Raw genomic sequence first — 17,989 nt, forward strand, 5'->3', positions numbered from 1 at the left:
GACCCCGGACACGAAGAAGCCGGGGATTCCCCGGCTTCTTCGTTTGTCGGCTGGCGGGCGGTGGAGCGGCTGGCTGGCGAAGGCTGGCTCGCGATGCTCCGGTGCTGGCGGGCGACAGAACTTTTGTAGAGTCGAGCCATGCTCGACCTGGATCCAACAGCAGCCGAGCATGGCTCGGCTCTACATGAAACGAGGCAGCCGACCAACGGTCGGCTCTACCCCGGCGCGGCGCCGGCTCAGTGCGCCGGGGCGCCGTTGCCGTCGATCTTGCTCAGCTGGTACAGCTCCAGGCCGATGCGCTTGATCAGGCCCAGCTGCTGCTCCAGCCACCAGGCGTGATCTTCCTCGGTGTCCTTCAACTGCGCCAGCAGCATGTCGCGGCTCACGTAGTCGCCCTTCTCCTCGCACAGCTTCATGCCGGCGGCGAGATTGTTGCGGACTGCGTATTCAGTATCGAGATCCTTCTGCAGCATCTCCTCCACGGTCCTGCCCGGCTCGGTGGCATGCGGGCGCATGTCCGGGTCGCCGCCCAGGAACAGGATGCGGCGCAGCAGCGCGTCGGCGTGCTGGGTTTCCTCTTCCATCTCGTGGTTCAGGCGTTCGTACAGCGCGAACAGGCCCTGGTCCTCGTAGCGGCGGGAATGGATGAAGTACTGGTCGCGGGCGGCAAGCTCGCCGCGCAGCAGTTCCTTCAGGCAGGCGATGACGTCCGGGTTGCCTTTCATGGGGGTGCTCCTGTGGATCGATGCGGCATAGGGTGCCGCATTTCAAAATACGGTGATCTAATCGGAATCAGTCGCAGTTGCGCCTGCGGCTACAATCCCCCACGAATGCCGGAAGGACCTGCAATGCGACGTACCTGGCGTTGGATACTGGCTGTGCTCATCGCCATCGTGCTGGTCATCGCACTGGTCCTGTGGCTGCTGCTGTGCGGCAGCCTGGCTGAACTGGAGGGCGAACAGGCCCTGCCTGGGCTGGCCGCGCCGGTCAGCATCGAGCGCGACGCGCTGGGGGTGGTCACCATCACTGCCGACAGCCAGGCCGATGCCATGCGTGCCCTCGGCCATGTGCATGCACAGGAACGCTATTTCGAGATGGACCTGATGCGCCGCAGTGCCGCAGGCGAACTGTCGGCGCTGTTCGGGCCGGTGGCCATCGACGCCGACAAGCACATGCGCGTGCACCGGCTGCGCGCGCGCACCGAAGCGCACCTCGACGCGGCCTTGGGCGACAACCCGCAGGCCGTGCGCGCCTATGTGGAAGGGGTCAACGCAGGTCTCTCTGATCTGTCGGTGCGGCCCTGGGCCTACCTGCTGCTGCGGCAGTCGCCCGCACCCTGGCAGGCCAGCGACAGCGTGCTGGCCGGGCTGGCCATGTACGCCGACCTGCAGGACCCGGGCAACCAGAACGAGCTGGCGCTGAGCCGTATCCGCGACGTGGTGCCACCGGCCCTGCATGCGCTGCTGGCCCACGATGGCAGCAGCTGGGACGCGCCCCTGCAGGGCGAGCCGCGCGGCGATGCGGTGCTGCCCGATGCCACCCAGCTGGACCTGCGTACGCTCGCCGCCGCACCGACCGCGCCTGCCGCCGACGCCGACGCGGTCGGCAGCAACAACTTCGCCGTGGCCGGTGCGCTCACTGCAGATGGCCGCGCCATCGTCGCCGACGACATGCACCTGGCCCTGCGTGCGCCCAGCCTGTGGTTCCGCGTGCGCCTGCGCTATCCGGATCCGCAGGCACCGGGTGGCCAGGTCGATGTCAGCGGCTTCTCGCTGCCGGGCGTGCCGGCGGTCATCGTCGGCAGCAACGGGCACGTGGCCTGGGGCTTCACCAACAGCTACATCGACACCGCCGATTTCCGCCGCGAGCCAGCGAATGCGCCGGTGACCGTGCACGAGGAACGCATCGCCGTGGCCGGCAAGCCCGATGTGCTGTTCCCGGTGCGCGAAACCGCCTGGGGGCCGATCCTGCACACCCATGCCGATGGCAGCGGCGATGCCCTGCGCTGGGTCGCCAACCTGCCCGGCGCGGTGCGCATGGACTTCGCCGACATGGCCCGCGCCGGTGACCTCGACCAGGCCCTGAAGACCGCCGACCACGCCGGCATTCCCGCGCAGAACCTGGTGATCGGCGACCGCAGCGGGCGCATTGCCTGGCGCCTGGTCGGTGCACGCCCGGACCGTGGTCCCGGCTGCGAGCCGCAGGGCTTCAACACCCTGCAGGACAGCGCGCTTGATGACGGCACGGACTGCGCGCCGTGGCCCATCCGCAGCGACGCCGCGCCGGCCCTGATCGATCCGCCCGGGCAGCGCCTGTGGACCGCCAACAGCCGCGTCGTCGACGATGCCACCCTGGCCGTGGTCGGCAACGCCGGCTACGACCTGGGCGCACGCGGCCAGCAGATCCGCAACCTGCTGGCCACCCAGGACCGCTTCGACGAGCGCGACCTGCTGGCGATCCAGCTCGACGACCGCGCAATATTCCTGCAGCGCTGGTGGGTACTGCTGCACGAAACCGCCGAGCACAGCGATGACCCGTCATTGAAGCGTCTGGCCGCCGCAAGCGAACACTGGAACGCCCGCGCCTCGGCCAATTCAACCAGCTACCGCATCGTGCGCGGTTTCCGTGGCGAGGTGCTCGATGCCATCGAAAGCGCGCTGCTGGCACCGGCCAAGGCGCGACTGGGGGATGACTACCTGCCGCTGCGGCTTGCGCAGCTGGAAGGCGTTGTCTGGCCGATGCTGCAACAGCGCCCGGCCAACCTGCTGCCGCCCGGCGTGGACAGCTGGGATGCACTGCTGGCCAAGGCCGCGCATACGCTGGAAGCCGACCTGGGCAAGCAGGGGCCGTTGCAGCAGCGCACCTGGGGCGAGCGCAACGTGGCCGACATCTGCCACCCGGTCTCGCGTGCCCTGCCCGCCTTCACCCGCCGCTGGCTGTGCATGCCGGCCGACCAGCTGCCTGGCGACCGCGACATGCCGCGCGTGCAGGGCCCGAGCTTCGGTGCCTCACAGCGCATGGTGGTTTCGCCGGGCCATGAAGCCGACGGCATCGTGCACATGCCGGGCGGCCAAAGTGGCCATCCGCTGTCGCCGTACTGGGGCGCCGGCCACGAGGACTGGGTGCATGGGCGCGCGACCCCGTTCCTGCCGGGCAAGGCGCAGCACGTGCTGAAGCTGGTGCCGGCACGGTAAATGTAGAGCCGAGCCCATGCTCAGCTGCCTTGGCGTGAAGCCGAGCGCAGGCTCGGCTCTACAGCGCGGTCAGAGGTAGCGCCGGGCCATGCCCGGCGACGCGCGATCCATCCGCGCTGCGCGCTCGCCGGGCATGGCCCGGCGCTACCGGATCAGGCCTTGCGGCGTTCGATCAGGTTCAACAGCGGCCCGGTCATCGCCGTGGTCACCAGCGCCATGATCACCAGCACCGCGAACAGGCGGTCACCCAGCAGACCCAGCTCGTAGCCCAGGTTGAGCACGATCAGCTCCATCAGGCCACGGGTGTTCATCAGCACGCCGAGGCGCCAGGCTTCGCGATTCTCCATGCCGGTGCTGCGCGCGGCACTCCAGGTGCCCAGCAGCTTGCCGGCCGTGGCCACCACGATCACCACCACGCACAGCAGGATGTCGCTGGTCTGCAATGCATCGGCGCGCATGCGCAGGCCGGTCATCGCGAAGAACAGCGGCAGCAGCAGGGTCGCTGCGAACGGTTCGACCTTGGCCACCAGCAGCTCGCGCAGCTGTGTGTTGGATGACACCGCCACGCCGGCCGCGAACGCGCCGAACAGCGCATGGATGCCCAGCACTTCGGTCACCAGCGCGCTGGCCAGCGACAGCAGCAGGATGCCGAGCAGCCAGCGCCCTTCGCGCCCCGGGGCAATCTGCTGGCGGGCGAACCACGGCTTCACCGCCCCCAGCATCACCGCGATGAACAGCACCACGCAGACCAGGTTGAGGCTGGCCGACAGCCAGCCGGTCGCCTGCGCGGCGGCCACGATCAGCGCCAGCATGCACCACGCCGTGGCGTCGCCCAGCGCCGCACAGGCGATGGAGGTCTGCCCCAGCGGGGTCTGCGTGATGCCCCGGTCGGCAAGGATGCGCAGCAGCACCGGGAAGGCGGTGATGCTCATGGAAATGCCGACGAACAGCGCGAAGGCAGTGAAGCCCACGCCCTGCGGGCCGTGCTCGGGGTACAGCCAGATGGCCAGGCCGACACCCATCACGAAGGGCACGGCGATGCTGGCATGGCTGACGGTGAAAGCGAATGTGCGGCGGCCACGCAGCGCGCCCAGGTCGAGTTCGGCACCAGTCACCAGCAGGAACATCAGCACGCCCAGCTGGCTGAGCATGCCCAGCGGCCCCAGCGACGCGGCGGGGAACAAGGCCCCGTGCAGCTGCGGCAGCAGGCTGCCCAGCACCAGCGGGCCCATCATCAGGCCAGCGGCCATCTCACCGATCACCGCCGGCTGGCCGAAATGCTTCAGCAGCGCGCCCGCGCCCTTGGCCACCAGCAGCAGTACCAGCAGCTGCAGCAGGAACAGGCCCAGCGGCGATGCCAGGTGGTGGGCCCAGTCACTGCCGACCACGGCCTCGGCCTTGGCCGCCACCGACGGAGCGCCCGGCCCCGCGTAGTGCGCCAGCACCAGGCCGATCGCCAGCGGAACCGCCGCCCAGGCCAGGTAGCGCCATCCCCACTTCATCGGCGTCGCGCTGCCTCCGGTCTGTACGTCCATGAACATTCCCCAATGTGCAGGGGCCCGATGATACGTCCTTCTTCGCGCGCCCGCCGGGCATGGCCCGGCGCTACCGGGGAAGGTAGCGCCAGCCCGTGTCCGGCGGAATCATTCTTCGGTGGCGCCGGGCCATGCCCGGCGGAAAGATCAGGCCAGGGCCTGCTCGTGGACGCCGGCGATGGCACGGCCGGACGGGTCAGCGGCTGCAGCAAAGCTCGCATCCCAGGCAATCGCGGCCGGCGACGAACAGGCGATCGACTTGCCGCCCGGCACGGTTTCGGCCGCGGCACGGCTCGGGAAGAACTGCTCGAACAGGTGGCGGTAGTAGTACGCCTCCTTGGTCTGCGGCGGGTTATGCGGGAAGCGCTTGTCGGCCGCTGCCAGCACGCGGTCACTCACCTGCGCCTCGGCGTGCGCCTTCAGCCCATCGATCCAGCCATAGCCAACGCCATCGCTGAACTGCTCCTTCTGTCGCCAGAGGATGCTGTCCGGCAGGTAGCCATCGAACGCCTCGCGCAGAACCGCCTTTTCGATGCGGCGGCCGCCAAAGCCGGCACCGACCATCTTGTGCGCGGCATCGAAGCGCATCGCTACATCGAGGAACTCACGGTCGAGGAACGGCACGCGCGGCTCCACGCCCCAGGCCATCATCGACTTGTTGGCGCGCAGGCAGTCGTAGTTGTGCAGGGCATCGAGCTTGCGCACCAGTTCCTGGTGGAATTCGCGAGCATCCGGCGCCTTGTGGAAGTACAGGTAGCCACCGAAGATCTCGTCGCTGCCCTCGCCGGACAGCACCATCTTCACCCCTATCGCCTTGATCCGGCGCGCCAGCAGGAACATCGGCGTGGAGGCACGGATGGTGGTGACGTCGTAGGTCTCGATGTGGCGGATCACTTCCGGCAGCACGTCCAGGCCTTCCTCGAAGCTGTATTCGAAACCGTGATGGACGGTGCCCAGCGCTTCGGCAGCGATGGCGGCAGCGGCCAGGTCCGGCGACCCCTTCAGCCCGATCGCGAACGAGTGCAGGCGCGGCCACCAGGCTTCGCTCTGGCCGCCATCCTCGATGCGGCGGCGTGCATAACGCGCGGCCACGGCGGCCACCAGCGAGGAATCCAGGCCACCGGACAGCAGCACTCCGTACGGCACGTCGCTCATCAGCTGGCGCTCGACCGCCTGTTCGAAGGCTTGGCGCAGTTCGGCCAGGTCGGCCTGGCGGCCTTCCACGTCGGCATACTCGCGCCACGGCTGCTGGTAGTAGCGCACCAGTTCACCGCTGGCGCTGTCGTAGTAGTGGCCCGGCGGGAACTGCGCGACGTCGGCGCAGGAATCTACCAGCGCCTTCATTTCCGAGGCCACGCGCAGGCGCCCCTGCGCATCGTGGCCCCAGTACAGCGGCACCACGCCGACCGGGTCGCGGGCCACCAGCACGCGGCCGGCATCGCGGTCCCACAGCGCGAAGGCGAAGATGCCGTTGAGCTGTTCCAGCCACTGCGCCGGCGAGCCGCCCTGGCGGTACAGCGCGTTGATCACCTCGCAGTCCGAACCGGTCTGGAAGTCATACGCGGTGGTCAGCGCGGCCTTCAGGGCCTGGTGGTTGTAGATCTCGCCGTTGACCGCCAGGGCCAGCTGGCCGTCGGCCGACAGCAGCGGCTGCGAGCCGCCGGCCGGGTCGACGATGGCCAAGCGCTCGTGCACCAGCAGCGCGCCTTCGTCCAGGTACACGCCGCTCCAGTCCGGGCCGCGGTGGCGCTGGCGCTGCGACAGTTCCAGCGCGTGGCGACGCAGGGCGGGAAGATCGTCACCGGCCTGCAGGCCGAAGATTCCGAAGATCGAACACATGGGTGGCGCTCCTGTTGTGGGGGATTACACGGGGGGAAGGTGTTCGACCGGCCAACCAGACCCGGGAGGGCTGCGCCCGGGCACAAAAAAACCCGCATCGGCCGATGCGGGTTTTCTGGTGTCCGGGCGTATGTTGCTGTCTATCTACCCAGGGCGCAGTCCCGCATCGGCCGGGCACGATTATTCGCGCGCAGATTATTGCGGTTGCTATTGTTGACGGCGGTGGCCAGGTGGATCGACATGGCACTGACCGTATCGCGGTTTCTGGGGCCGTGCAACAGTTGCGTTGGCAACCACAGGAGCCGTGCCGACCAACGGTCGGCACCCACCAACTGCGGGGTCGCCACTCTGCCGACCATCGGTCGGCACCCACCCGGGCGGGATTGCGGGGTTACGCCAGCAGGCGCTCCACCAGCCGCTGGTACAGGCCCGGCAGGGCCTCCAGCTCGTCCACGCGTACGTTCTCGTCAACCTGGTGGATGCTGGCGTTGACCGGCCCCACTTCGATGCACTGCGCACCCAGCGGTGCGATGAAGCGCGCATCGGAGGTGCCACCGCCAGTGCTCTCTTCCGGGGCACGGCCGATGTGTTCGGCCAGCACCGCGCGCGCGGCCGCACGCAGCGGGCCTTCCGGGGTGTAGAACGGCTCGCCGCTGCGGTGCCACTTCAGCGTGTACTGCAGGCCGTGCCGGTCCAGCAGCGCGCTGATCTCCGCTTCCAGCTTCGGTGCATCCCAGTGCGGGTTGTAGCGGATGTTGAAATCCACCTCCAGCTCGCCGGGAATCACGTTGTTGGCACCGGTACCGGCGTGGATGTTGGAGATCTGCAGGCTGGTCGGCGGGAAGCTTTCATAGCCCTCGTCCCAGCGCCGCGCACTCAGTTCGGCCAGGGCCGGCGCCGCCTGGTGGATGGGGTTGCGTGCCTTGTCCGGATAGGCCACGTGGCCCTGCACGCCCTGCACGCGCAGCTTGGCCGACAGGCTGCCGCGGCGGCCGACGCGCAGCAGGTCGCCCAGCGTCGCCGTCGATGAGGGCTCGCCGGTGATGCACCAGTCGATACGCTGGCCACGCTCGGAGAACAGGCGCGCGACATGGCGCACGCCGTCGATGGCATCGCCTTCCTCGTCGCTGGTGAGCAGCACGGCCAGCGTGCCGGCATGGTCAGGATGCGCGGCCACGAACTGCTCGGCGGCAATGATGAAGGCCGCCACGCTGCCCTTCATGTCCGCAGTACCACGGCCATACAGCACGCCGTCGCGGATCTGCGGAGTGAACGGATCGCTCTGCCACGCTTCGCGCGGCCCCGGCGGCACCACGTCGGTGTGGCCCAGCAGCACCAGCACCGGTGCGCCGCTGCCGTGGGTCGCCCACAGATTGTCGACCTCGCCCAGGCGCAGGTGTTCGCACTGGAAACCGGCCTGCTGCAGGCGCGCGGACAGCAACGCCTGGCAGCCCGCATCGTCGGGCGTCACCGACGGCCGCGCGATCAGCTCGCAGGCCAGGTCGAGGACGGCGCTCACGCGCCACCCACGCCGAAGCGCGCCTTGAAGCCGTTGTCACTGAAGCCCTGGCTCACCGTGCCGTCGGCGGTGACCACCACCGGGCGCTTGATGAGCTGCGGATACTCGCGCAGCAGCAGCTTCCACTCGGCATCCGAATCAGCGGCCTTGCGGTTGTCCGGCAGCTGTCGCCAGGTGGTGGACGATTTGTTGACCATCGCGCCCAGCCCGCCCAGCTGCGCGGCCCATTCCAGCAGGGTTTCCCGGCTGGGCTTGTTGTCGCGGTAGTCGACGAAGGTGTACGGCACGCCGAAGCGGTCCAGCCACTTGGTCGCCTTCTTGCAGGTATCGCAGTTCTTCAAACCGTAGACAGTGGTGCTCATGGCCATCTGTGATGCAGGAAAACAGAGGGTCAGAATCTCACAACAGGCGCTCGGACACGACCCGCAACGGCGCGGCAGCACCCCTCCGAACAGGCTGTCGGACGGATGCCGGTAGATCGCCGACGGCGCCAGGTCCTCCGGCGCAGTCACCTTCAGTCGGCCAGGCCACGCAGCAGGTCGTTCACGCTGGTCTTGCTGCGGGTCTTGGCATCGACCTGCTTGACGATCACCGCGCAGTACAGCGAATGGGTGCCGTCCTTGCTCGGCAGCGAGCCGGACACCACCACGCTGTACGGCGGGATGTAGCCGTAGGTGATCTCGCCGGTGGCGCGGTTGTAGATGCGGGTGCTCTGGCTGAGGAACACGCCCATGCCGATCACGCTGTGGTGGCCGACGACCACGCCTTCCACCACTTCCGAACGCGCACCGATGAAGCAGTGGTCTTCGATGATGGTCGGGCTGGCCTGCAGCGGCTCGAGCACGCCGCCGATGCCGGCGCCGCCGGACAGGTGGCAGTGCTGGCCGATCTGCGCGCAGGAACCGACGGTGGCCCAGGTATCGACCATGGTGCCTTCGCCGACGTAGGCGCCGATGTTGGTGAAGCTCGGCATCAGCACCACGTCCTTGCCGAAGTACGTGCCGCGACGGGCGATCGCACCCGGCACCACGCGCACGCCAGCACGACGGAACTTCGCTTCGTCATAGCCGGCGAAGCGCGACTCGACCTTGTCCCAGAACGGCGCCGGGCGCGCGTCGACCACAGCCATGTCGTTGACGCGGAAGTACAGCAGCACGGCCTTCTTCAGCCACTCGTTGACCTTCCAGCCACCGTGGCCGTCCGGCTCGGCAACGCGGAATTCGCCGGTTTCCAGGCCATCGATCACGCGGTTGACCAGCGGGCGGGTGGACCCTTCCAGCTCGTGCAGGGTCAGCGTGGCACGGCGCTCGAAGGCGCTTTCGATGCCGAACTTCAGTTCTTCCACGCCCGGCACCGGCGGCTTGCGCAGCGACTTGCGGGCGATGGTTTCGGCGCGTGCGGCTTCGGCGCTCTTGGCGGGGACCTTCTTCGCAACCGGCTTCTTCGCAACAGCGGCCTTCTTCACCGGAGCCTTGGCCGGGGCGGCCTTCTTCGGTGCGGCAGTCTTCTTCGCTGCTGCGCTCTTGGCGGTCGCAGCAGTCTTTTTCACGGGCTTGGTGGCCATCAGGTGGGGTCTCCGGCGTTTCGATCAGGGTCCAGGCAGGACAGCATTGCGTCATGCAGCTGCTGCCGGGCGGGTTCGGTCAGGGGGAGGTCGTGTTCGTCACTGATCACGAAGGTGTCTTCGGCGCGTTCGCCGAACGTGGCAATGCGCGCGTCATGCACGCGCAGGCCCTGGTTGCGCAGCACGAACGCCACGTCGGCCAGCAGGCCGGGGCGGTCGGGGGCGACCAGGGCGAATCGGGTCGCGCCGGGTTCATCGCGGAACTCGATGCGCGGAGCGAAACGGAAGTGGCGCAGCTGGCGGGGCACCACACGCCGCGAGGGGCGCAGCAGGGTCAGGTCGCCACCCAGCGCTTCGCGCAGCGCGGCCTCCAGGTTGGCGCTGCTGCCGTCGGCGAAGGTGTCGGCCGGGCTCACTTCGAAGGTATCGAAAATGGTGTCCGACGGGCCATCCAGCACGCGTGCGCGGTGGATGCCGTAGCCCTTGCGGTCCAGGGTCATCACGATCGCAGCGAACAGGCCATCGCGGTCGGGCGAGTGCACGAACACTTCCAGCGCGGGGTCGTCCACGCTGATCCGGCGCACCTTCACCAAAGTGTGGCCCTGTTTGATCGGCACCAGCGCCGAGGCCTGCCAGGCCAGCTGTTCCGGGCGCAGGCGCATGAAACCCTCGTCGGGCATCACCGCGAACTGGCGGTCGATGGTGGCATCGTCGTAGCCCTGCTCGCGCACCAGCGCGCGCACGCTGTCGCGCGCCTCGGCCACGCGTTCGGCGGCCGGCATCGGGTGCTCCAGCCCATCGCGCAGCGCACGCCGGGTGGCGAAGTACAGGTCGGCCAGCAGCCGGTCCTTCCACGCGTTCCACAGCTTGGGGCTGGTGCCGGCGATGTCGGCGCAGGTCAGCAGGTACAGGTAGTCCAGGCGGTCGCGGCTGCCGACCAGGGTGGCGAAGCGATGGATCACCACCGGATCGGCGATGTCCTGCTTCTGCGCGGTCACCGACATGCGCAGGTGCTGCTCCACCAGCCAGGCCACCAGTTCGGTATCGCTGCCGCTCAGTGCGTGGGCGTGGCAGAACGCGCGTGCGTCCACCGCCCCCAGTTCGGAATGGTCGCCGCCGCGGCCCTTGGCGATGTCATGGAACAGGCCGGCCAGCAGCAACAGCTCGGGCTTGCGCAGGCGCGGCCAGACTTCGTGGGCAATGGAAAAACGTTCGTCGGCACGGCTGCTGGCGAACAGGCCGATGTTGCGCAGGACCATCAGCGTGTGCTGGTCGACCGTGTAGACATGGAACAGGTCGAACTGCATGCGCCCGCTGACCTGAGCGAAGGCGGGAATCCACTGCCCGAGCACGCCCAGCCGCGCCATGCGCGACAGCGTGTCGACCGGGCGCTGGCCACGCAGCAGGGCCATGAACTGCTCGCGCGCATTGGCGTCGGCGCGGTCGTAGGCCGGCAGCAGCGGCAGCGCCTCGGCCAGCGCGCGCGCGGTCAGCGAATGCAGGCCGCGAATCTGCGGGTTGTTGGCCCAGCTTGCGAACAGGGCGAAAACCTGGCCGACGTCACCGCACGGCCACTCGGCATCATTGGCGGCCAGGTAGCCGCGGCGCAGCGAAAAGCCCACGGTCAACGGTTCCGGCTGCGCCTCGCCGTCGAACTGCTCCTCGAAGCGCTGTAGCAGGCGGTCGCTGATCCGGCGCACCACCAGGGCGGCGCGGTAGAAGCCCTGCATCATCTTCTCGACGCCCAGGTTCTCGGCGTCGTCTTCGAAGCCCAGGCGCGCGGCCAGGGTCTTCTGGTAATCAAAGCGCAGGCGCTCTTCCGGGCGGCGCGCCACCAGGTGCAGGCCGAAACGCAGGCGTGCCAGCACCGCGCGCTCGCGCTTCAGCGCAGCCGCTTCATCGGCGCCCAGGTGGCCCAGGCCGACCAGCGCTTCCAGGTCACGCACGCCGAACGCACGCAGGGCCATCCAGCCCAGGGTGTTGAGATCGCGCAGGCCACCGGGGCCGTCCTTCAGGTCCGGCTCCAGGTTGTCAGCGGTATCACCGAAGCGCTCGTGGCGGTTGCGCAGCTCTTCCAGCTTGGCCAGGAAGAACGTGCGTGCCGGCCACAGTTCGCGGTCGTCGATGGCCCCGCGCAGCGCGCGCCGGGCCGCCTCGTCGGCGACGATCGGACGGGCTTCGATCAGTGCGGTCAGTACGGTCTGGTCGGCGGCAGCCTCACGGCACTGCGCCGCCGAGCGCACGGCATGGCTGACCGCCAGGCCGCAGTCCCACAGCAGTGCGAACAGTCGCGACAGCCCAGCCTCATGGGCCAGCTGCGCAGGCGCATCGCCGAACACCAGCAGGTCGATATCCGAGCGCGGGAACAGCTCACCGCGGCCGTAGCCCCCCACCGCGAACACCGACAACCCGCTGCCGGCCGGCACGCAACGCTGCCAGGCCAGGCGGATCAGGTGGTCGGCGGCGCGCGCGCGCAGCGCGATCAGGCGCTCGATGTTGTCGCCCTGGTCGAAGCGGCGGTACAGGCGCGCATCGGCCTGCTGCAGCGCCTGCCGTGCGGCAGACGCCCATTCGGGATCCTCGAGCGAATCGGCCGGCGCGTCCAGCAGTGAACCCGCCGGCAGCATCGTCAGGAGACCTGCGATTCGCCCGGCGACAGGGTCAGCACGTCCACGCCGGTCTCGGTGACCGCGATCATGTGCTCCCACTGTGCCGACAGCTTGCGGTCCTTGGTCACCACGGTCCAGCCGTCCGGCAGCACCTTGTTGTAGCGGGTGCCCTCGTTGATCATCGGCTCGATGGTGAAGGTCATGCCCGGCTGCAGCACCAGGCCCTGGCCCGGGCGGCCGTAATGCACCACCTGCGGCTCATCGTGGTAGACCTTGCCAATGCCGTGGCCGCAGTACTCGCGTACCACGCTGAAACGCTCGCTTTCGGCATAGCTCTGGATGGCATGGCCGATGTCGCCCAGGGTCGCGCCCGGACGGACCGCGCGGATGCCGCGCCACATCGCTTCGTAGGTGGCTTCGACCAGGCGGCGGGCCATCACCGACGGCGTGCCGACGAAGTACATGCGGCTGGTATCGCCGTGCCAGCCGTCCTTGATGACGGTGACGTCGATGTTGATGATGTCGCCGTCCTTGAGCACCTTCCCTTCGCTGGGGATGCCATGGCAGATGACATTGTTGACCGAGGTGCACACGCTCTTGGGGAAGCCGCGGTAGCCGACGTTGGCCGGCGTGGCGCCCTGCACGTTCACGATGTGGTCGTGGCAGATGCGGTCCAGCTCCTCGGTGGTGACACCGGGCTTGACGTGGGGGGTGACGATGTCGAGCACTTCGCTGGCCAGGCGGCCGGCGATGCGCATCGCCTCGATTTCCTGCGGGGTTTTCAGATTCACGCTCATGGCACCCATTATCGCCGATCCGGCCGCAATCTGAACGAACGCCACCCAACTGGGGATACTGACGATGCACGGATCCGGCAAGGACCGTGAAAACGTGACCCACCCCACGCTTTGTTCAACGCAAATATCACTGAATACAGACACTTACCCGCCCAGGCTGAACCAGACAGTCACAAATGCGGTCCAGAACGTGCCGCACCGTCCTGTTCAACAGACCCTCGGGTCAGGGAGGTTGTACATGCGATCTGTAGTCCGTTCCCCCATCATCTGGGCCGTGGCCCTGCTTCTGGCCGGCCCTGCCGCCGCCGCCGATACCACCACCTTCAACGTCACCCTGGTCGTCACCAAGGCGTGCACGATCACCGCAGCTGCCGCCACCAACGTCGACTTCGGCACGGCCGCGTCGACCACCGCCACCCCCACGGTCGGCCAGGGCACGGTCACCGCACAGTGCTCGGCACTGACCCCCTACACGATCTCGCTCAACGCGGGCGCCAATGCCGGCACCGCGAACGACGTGACTACCCGGCGGATGAAAAACACCAATGCGGCGGTCACGGCGAACAATTTCGTCGGCTACCAGCTCTACCAGGACGCCGCGCACACCCTCGTGTGGGGCGCCACTTCGGGCACCAACACCCAGGCCGGTATCGGCACGGGTCTGGCGGTGCCCTACCAGGTGTATGGCCAGATCACCAACCTGAGCACCAACAACGCCGCGGCCGGTAATTACCTGGACACTGTCACCGCAACGATCACCTATTGATGGGGTGGCATCGGATGGCCCTTCCCCGCCCGTGGCTCGCCATCGGGGTGGCGCTGCTGCTCGGCCTCGCCGTGGCGGCCACCGCGGCGGCGGCCACCAGCATGCAGGTGGCGCCCACCAGCCTGCAGATGGACCCGCGCCAGCGCGCCGCCGAACTGTGGCTGACCAACAGTGGCGCGTCACCGGTGAAGGTACAGGTGCGGGTGTTCCGCTGGAGTCAGCAGGACGGCGAGGAGCAGCTGCTGCCCACCACCGACCTGATGGCCACCCCGCCGATGCACGAAATGGCGGCCGGCCAGCAGCAGCTGATCCGGGTAATGCGCACCGATCCGCAGCCACCTGCCAGCCAGCAGTTCTACCGCCTGATCGTCGACGAGGTGCCGGACCTGGCCACCCGCGCCGAAGGCATGCAGTTCGTCCTCCGTTATTCCATCCCGGTGTTCATCCAGCCCGGCGGTGGCGGCACGGTGGCCCCGCAGCTGCAGGCGCAGCTGGTGCGGCTGGACGATGGCCGCAACGGCGTGGAAATCCGCAACAGCGGCAACAGCTATGCGCAGATCGCCGACCTGGCGCTGGGCAGCGCGAAGCGGCCGCGCATTATCTACCCCGGGCTGCTCGGCTACGTGCTGCCCGGGCAGGTAATGCGCTGGCCGCTGGAACGCACGGCGATCGACCGCGACAACGACGAGATCACGGCCAAGCTCAATGGCGAGTCCGCGCAGACACCGCTATCGCCCCCAGCGGCTCGCTGAGGCCCTGGTGAGCGCGCTGCTGGGTGCGGCCCTGGCTCCCGCGGCAACGCTTGCCGCCGATGTTTCCGGGGTGTCGGCCGATGCCATCCTGCCGGCACCGACCCCGCTCACCGCCACCCAGACCCTGTACCTGGACGTGCTGCTGAACAGCACGCCGCGCGGGCTGCTGCCCTTCGTCGAAGACCGTGGCCGCCTGCAGGCCAGCCCCGAGGTGCTGCGCCAGCTCGGCTTCAACGCTACCGGCCAGGCGCCGGTTTTCCTGGACCAGCTCAACGGCGTGGTGGTGCGCTATGACGCCGGCCTGCAGACCCTCGCGCTGGACGTGCCACTGGACCAGCTGACCCTGCCGACCACCGTGCTCAGCCGCCCGCAGGTGAATGCGCCCAGCGGCAAGGCCTCGCCCGGCGTGCTGTTCAACTACGACGTGTACGGCAGCCGCGTCGACGACCTGGCCAACCTGAGCGTGGCCTCGGAACTGCGCATCTTCGGGCTCGGCGACGGCACGTTCGAGAACACCGCCATCAGCCGCCGCTACCAGCAGGCCGAGGATCGCCACTGGCGCAGCGAGAGCGTGCGCCTGGACACGCGCTGGACGCAGGATTTTCCGGAGCAGGCGCTGACCCTGGAAGTGGGTGATTTCTACAGCGGCTACGTCGACTGGTCACGACCGGTGCGCCTGGGCGGCATCCAGATCGGCCGCAACTATGGGCTGCAGCCCTACCGCGTGCTGACCCCGACCCCGTCGTTCCTCGGCCAGGCCGTGGTGCCCTCCACCGTCGAGCTCTACGTGGACGGCCTGCGCCAATACAGCGGCCAGGTCCCGATCGGTCCGTTCCAGCTGGCTGCGCAGCCGGGGATCAGCGGCACCGGCAGCGCCCAGGTGGTGGTGACCGATGCGTTCGGCCGCATGCAGACCCTGGACTTCAGTTTCTATGGCACCCAGCAGCTGCTGGCCAAGGGCCTGTCGGACTGGTCGCTGGGCGTGGGCCGGCTGCGCGAGCAGTTCGGCGAGCGCTCCTTCGCCTACGACGACCGTACCGTGGCCAGCGCCACCTGGCGCGGCGGCATCAGCGACCGTTTCACCGGCGAGGCCCATGCCGAGGGCGGCGCCGGCCTGGCCGAGGCCGGCCTGGGCGGCTGGTGGCAGCTGGGCAGCGCCGGCGTGGTCAACCTGGCCTACGCGCACAGCCGCTATCAGGGCCTGCAGGGCGGGCAATGGGCGGTGGGCTACAGCTGGAACAACCGCCGTTTCAACTTCAACCTGCGCAGCGTGCGCAGCCACGGCGATTTCCGCGATCTGGGCGCACTGCAGGACAATCTGCCACCCAGCATCAGCGAGCAGGCCACCGTCGGCGTGGACCTGCTGAAACTGGGCACGCTCAGCGCCAGCTACCTGCGGCTGCGCTACCCCGACGGCGACGACAACCGCTATGCCAGCCTGTTCTGGTCACGCAGCTGGAGTGCGCGCTGGTCGGCCTACCTGTCGATCAACCAGAATCTGGACAGATCCGAGGACCGCAGCATCTACCTGTCACTGACCGCCAGCCTGGGCAACAACCGCCAGGCCAGCGTGTCCAGCCAGCGCAACGGCGGTACCCAGAGCTGGGTGGCCGATGTCACCCAGCCGGTGCCGGGCGATGGCAGCGCCAGCGGCATCGGCTGGCGCGCCCAGGTCCGCCAGGGCGACGACGGCACCGGCGGCCTGGCCGAGGTCGGGATCCTCAACGACGTCGGCCGCTACTCATTCGGCGCATCGCGCCAGGGCGGACTGAACTTCGCCTATGCCAGCGCCAGTGGCAGCCTGGTGTGGATGGACGGGCATACCTTCGCCACGCGCGAAGTTTCCGATGCCTTCGCGGTGGTCAGCACCGGCGGCGTCGGCGGCGTGCCGGTGCGGCTGGAAAACCGGCTGATCGGCGTGACCGACGACCGCGGCCTGCTGCTGGTCAGCCCACTGCTGTCCTGGCAGCGCAACCGCGTCTCGATCGACACCCTGGACCTGCCGGCCAACATGCGTGCCGACCGCATCGAGGACTGGGTCACGCCGCGCCAGCGTGCCGGTACCGGGGTGACCTTCAAGCTGCGCGCAAGGCCGTCGGTGACCCTGATCCTGCAGGACCTGCAGGGCCAACCGCTGGAACCCGGCAGCGAGGTCCGGTTGCCGGATGGCCGCCAGGCCACGGTGGGTTACGACGGCCTGCTGTACCTGGAGGACGTCAGCCCCGGCACGACGCTGTACGTCACTACCAGCAGCGGCCAGTGCCGTTCCCGCGTACCGGAGCAGCAGCAGGTCGTGGCCAGCGGCGCGCAGCCGCGCCCGGCCGCCCTGCAATGCATCCCGGAGACCGCGCGATGACCGCCCGAGACTTGCTGCTGGTCCTGCTGCTGCTGGCCGGCTTGGCGTTGGCGGCGCCGGCCCGCGCCACCGCGACCTGCGTGGCGACCGCCAACCCGACCCTGCCTTTCAACACCATCAACAGCCTCGCGGCTGGCCCCACCACCGCCACGCTGAACATCACCGTCACCTGCAACACCGCCGCGCTGAGCCTGCTGGCCACCACCGGCGTGCGGGTCTGCGTGGGCATTGGCCCCGGCACCGGCGGCAGCAACTCCGCCTGGCGGACGATGACCACCGGTACCGCCGACACCATGAATTTCCAGCTCTACAACACCCCGAGCCTCAGCGAGGTCACCGGCCTGGTGCCGCGCGGGACACCGCCGGCGCAGGAACTGACCATGAGCTACAACGTGCCACTGCTGACCGGCGGCAGCGGCGCACAGAGCACCAGCCTGACGGCTCAGATCCCGGCCAACCAGGTGCTGGCCTCCGGTGGCTACAGCAGCACCTTCAGCGGTGCCAGCGTGGTGCTCACCTGGGCCTGGAACGAAGTCCTGCTCGGCACCGCGACGGTGCCGGCCACGTGCAACGGCGGCGCCACAGGCAACGCCACGGCCAGCGCGGCCTTCAGCTTCACCGCCACCGCCAACGTGCTGCCGCTGTGTGGCAGCTACGTCACCACCGACATGAACTTCGGCAACGTCACCGGCGGCATCCCCGCCAACATCGACCAGACCGCCACCCTGACCCTGACCTGCCTGAAGAACACCGCCTACCAGGTCAGCCTCGACAACGGCCAGAACAACCCCGCCGCCACCAGCACCCGGCGGATGAGCACGACCATCGGTGGCAGCAGGTACTACCTGGGCTACGAGCTGTACCGCGATGCCGCGCGCAGCCAGCGCTGGGGCAACACCCTCACCGTGGACACTGCCAGCGGCACCGGCACCGGCACGGCGCAGCAGCTGACCATCTACGGCCGCGTGCCGCCGGTTACCGGGCAGCCGCCGGCCGGTACCTACAACGACCGGATCACGGTGACCATCACCTATTGAATCCCCGCGCACCTTGTAGAG

The 17,989-nt window shown here is 68.7% G+C and carries 13 protein-coding genes; 5 read left to right on the plus strand and 8 right to left on the minus strand.

The window, feature by feature from the left end:
* Positions 1-236: 236 nt before the first annotated feature.
* Positions 237-725, minus strand: a complete 489-nt coding sequence (gene bfr, locus NQ204_RS06125; RefSeq protein WP_116863027.1) for a bacterioferritin — start codon at positions 723-725, stop codon at positions 237-239.
* A gap of 123 nt (positions 726-848) precedes the next feature.
* Here bfr and NQ204_RS06130 point away from each other — a divergent pair, with 123 nt between their 5' ends.
* Complete coding sequence (locus NQ204_RS06130; RefSeq protein WP_256643348.1) at positions 849-3,194, plus strand: penicillin acylase family protein; 2,346 nt, start codon at positions 849-851, stop codon at positions 3,192-3,194.
* 152 nt (positions 3,195-3,346) lie between these two features.
* On the opposite strand, the gene NQ204_RS06135 is transcribed toward NQ204_RS06130, so the two are convergent.
* The 7 genes from NQ204_RS06135 to map form a co-directional block, all read right to left on the minus strand.
* A complete protein-coding gene (locus tag NQ204_RS06135) occupies positions 3,347-4,735 on the minus strand; it encodes a cation:proton antiporter domain-containing protein (protein WP_256643349.1) in 1,389 nt (462 codons plus the stop codon).
* A 141-nt stretch (positions 4,736-4,876) separates the two neighbouring features.
* Positions 4,877-6,568: an asparagine synthase B gene (gene asnB, locus NQ204_RS06140; protein WP_256643350.1), complete on the minus strand. Its 1,692-nt coding sequence runs from the start codon at positions 6,566-6,568 to the stop codon at positions 4,877-4,879.
* Between the two features lie 391 nt (positions 6,569-6,959).
* Positions 6,960-8,087, minus strand: coding sequence for a succinyl-diaminopimelate desuccinylase (gene dapE, locus NQ204_RS06145; protein WP_116863032.1), 1,128 nt, complete (start codon positions 8,085-8,087; stop codon positions 6,960-6,962).
* A complete protein-coding gene (locus NQ204_RS06150) occupies positions 8,084-8,455 on the minus strand; it encodes an arsenate reductase (protein ID WP_256643351.1) in 372 nt (123 codons plus the stop codon). Before NQ204_RS06150 ends, dapE begins: the two co-directional genes overlap by 4 nt.
* 146 nt (positions 8,456-8,601) lie before the next feature.
* A complete protein-coding gene (dapD, locus tag NQ204_RS06155; protein WP_256643352.1) occupies positions 8,602-9,651 on the minus strand; it encodes a 2,3,4,5-tetrahydropyridine-2,6-dicarboxylate N-succinyltransferase in 1,050 nt (349 codons plus the stop codon).
* Positions 9,651-12,278, minus strand: coding sequence for a [protein-PII] uridylyltransferase (locus NQ204_RS06160; RefSeq protein WP_116863034.1), 2,628 nt, complete (start codon positions 12,276-12,278; stop codon positions 9,651-9,653). Before NQ204_RS06160 ends, dapD begins: the two co-directional genes overlap by 1 nt.
* A gap of 2 nt (positions 12,279-12,280) precedes the next feature.
* Positions 12,281-13,057: a type I methionyl aminopeptidase gene (map, locus tag NQ204_RS06165; RefSeq protein ID WP_207776460.1), complete on the minus strand. Its 777-nt coding sequence runs from the start codon at positions 13,055-13,057 to the stop codon at positions 12,281-12,283.
* Between the two features lie 238 nt (positions 13,058-13,295).
* On the opposite strand from map, the gene NQ204_RS06170 reads away from it, so the two are divergent.
* The 4 genes from NQ204_RS06170 to NQ204_RS06185 are packed head-to-tail and all read left to right on the plus strand — an operon-like array spanning position 13,296 to position 17,968.
* A complete protein-coding gene (locus NQ204_RS06170; RefSeq protein ID WP_116863035.1) occupies positions 13,296-13,823 on the plus strand; it encodes a Csu type fimbrial protein in 528 nt (175 codons plus the stop codon).
* A gap of 14 nt (positions 13,824-13,837) precedes the next feature.
* On the plus strand, positions 13,838-14,575 hold the full coding sequence (locus NQ204_RS06175) for a fimbrial biogenesis chaperone (protein ID WP_488192345.1): 738 nt from the start codon (positions 13,838-13,840) through the stop codon (positions 14,573-14,575).
* Positions 14,529-16,931, plus strand: a complete 2,403-nt coding sequence (locus tag NQ204_RS06180; protein ID WP_305888304.1) for a fimbria/pilus outer membrane usher protein — start codon at positions 14,529-14,531, stop codon at positions 16,929-16,931. Before NQ204_RS06175 ends, NQ204_RS06180 begins: the two co-directional genes overlap by 47 nt.
* Positions 16,928-17,968 (plus strand): Csu type fimbrial protein, encoded by a 1,041-nt coding sequence (locus NQ204_RS06185; protein ID WP_256643355.1) that lies wholly within the window; start codon positions 16,928-16,930, stop codon positions 17,966-17,968. Before NQ204_RS06180 ends, NQ204_RS06185 begins: the two co-directional genes overlap by 4 nt.
* The last annotated feature ends 21 nt before the right edge of the window (positions 17,969-17,989 follow it).

Origin of the sequence: Stenotrophomonas testudinis (genome assembly GCF_024499815.1) — a bacterium.
Lineage (GTDB): Bacteria > Pseudomonadota > Gammaproteobacteria > Xanthomonadales > Xanthomonadaceae > Stenotrophomonas.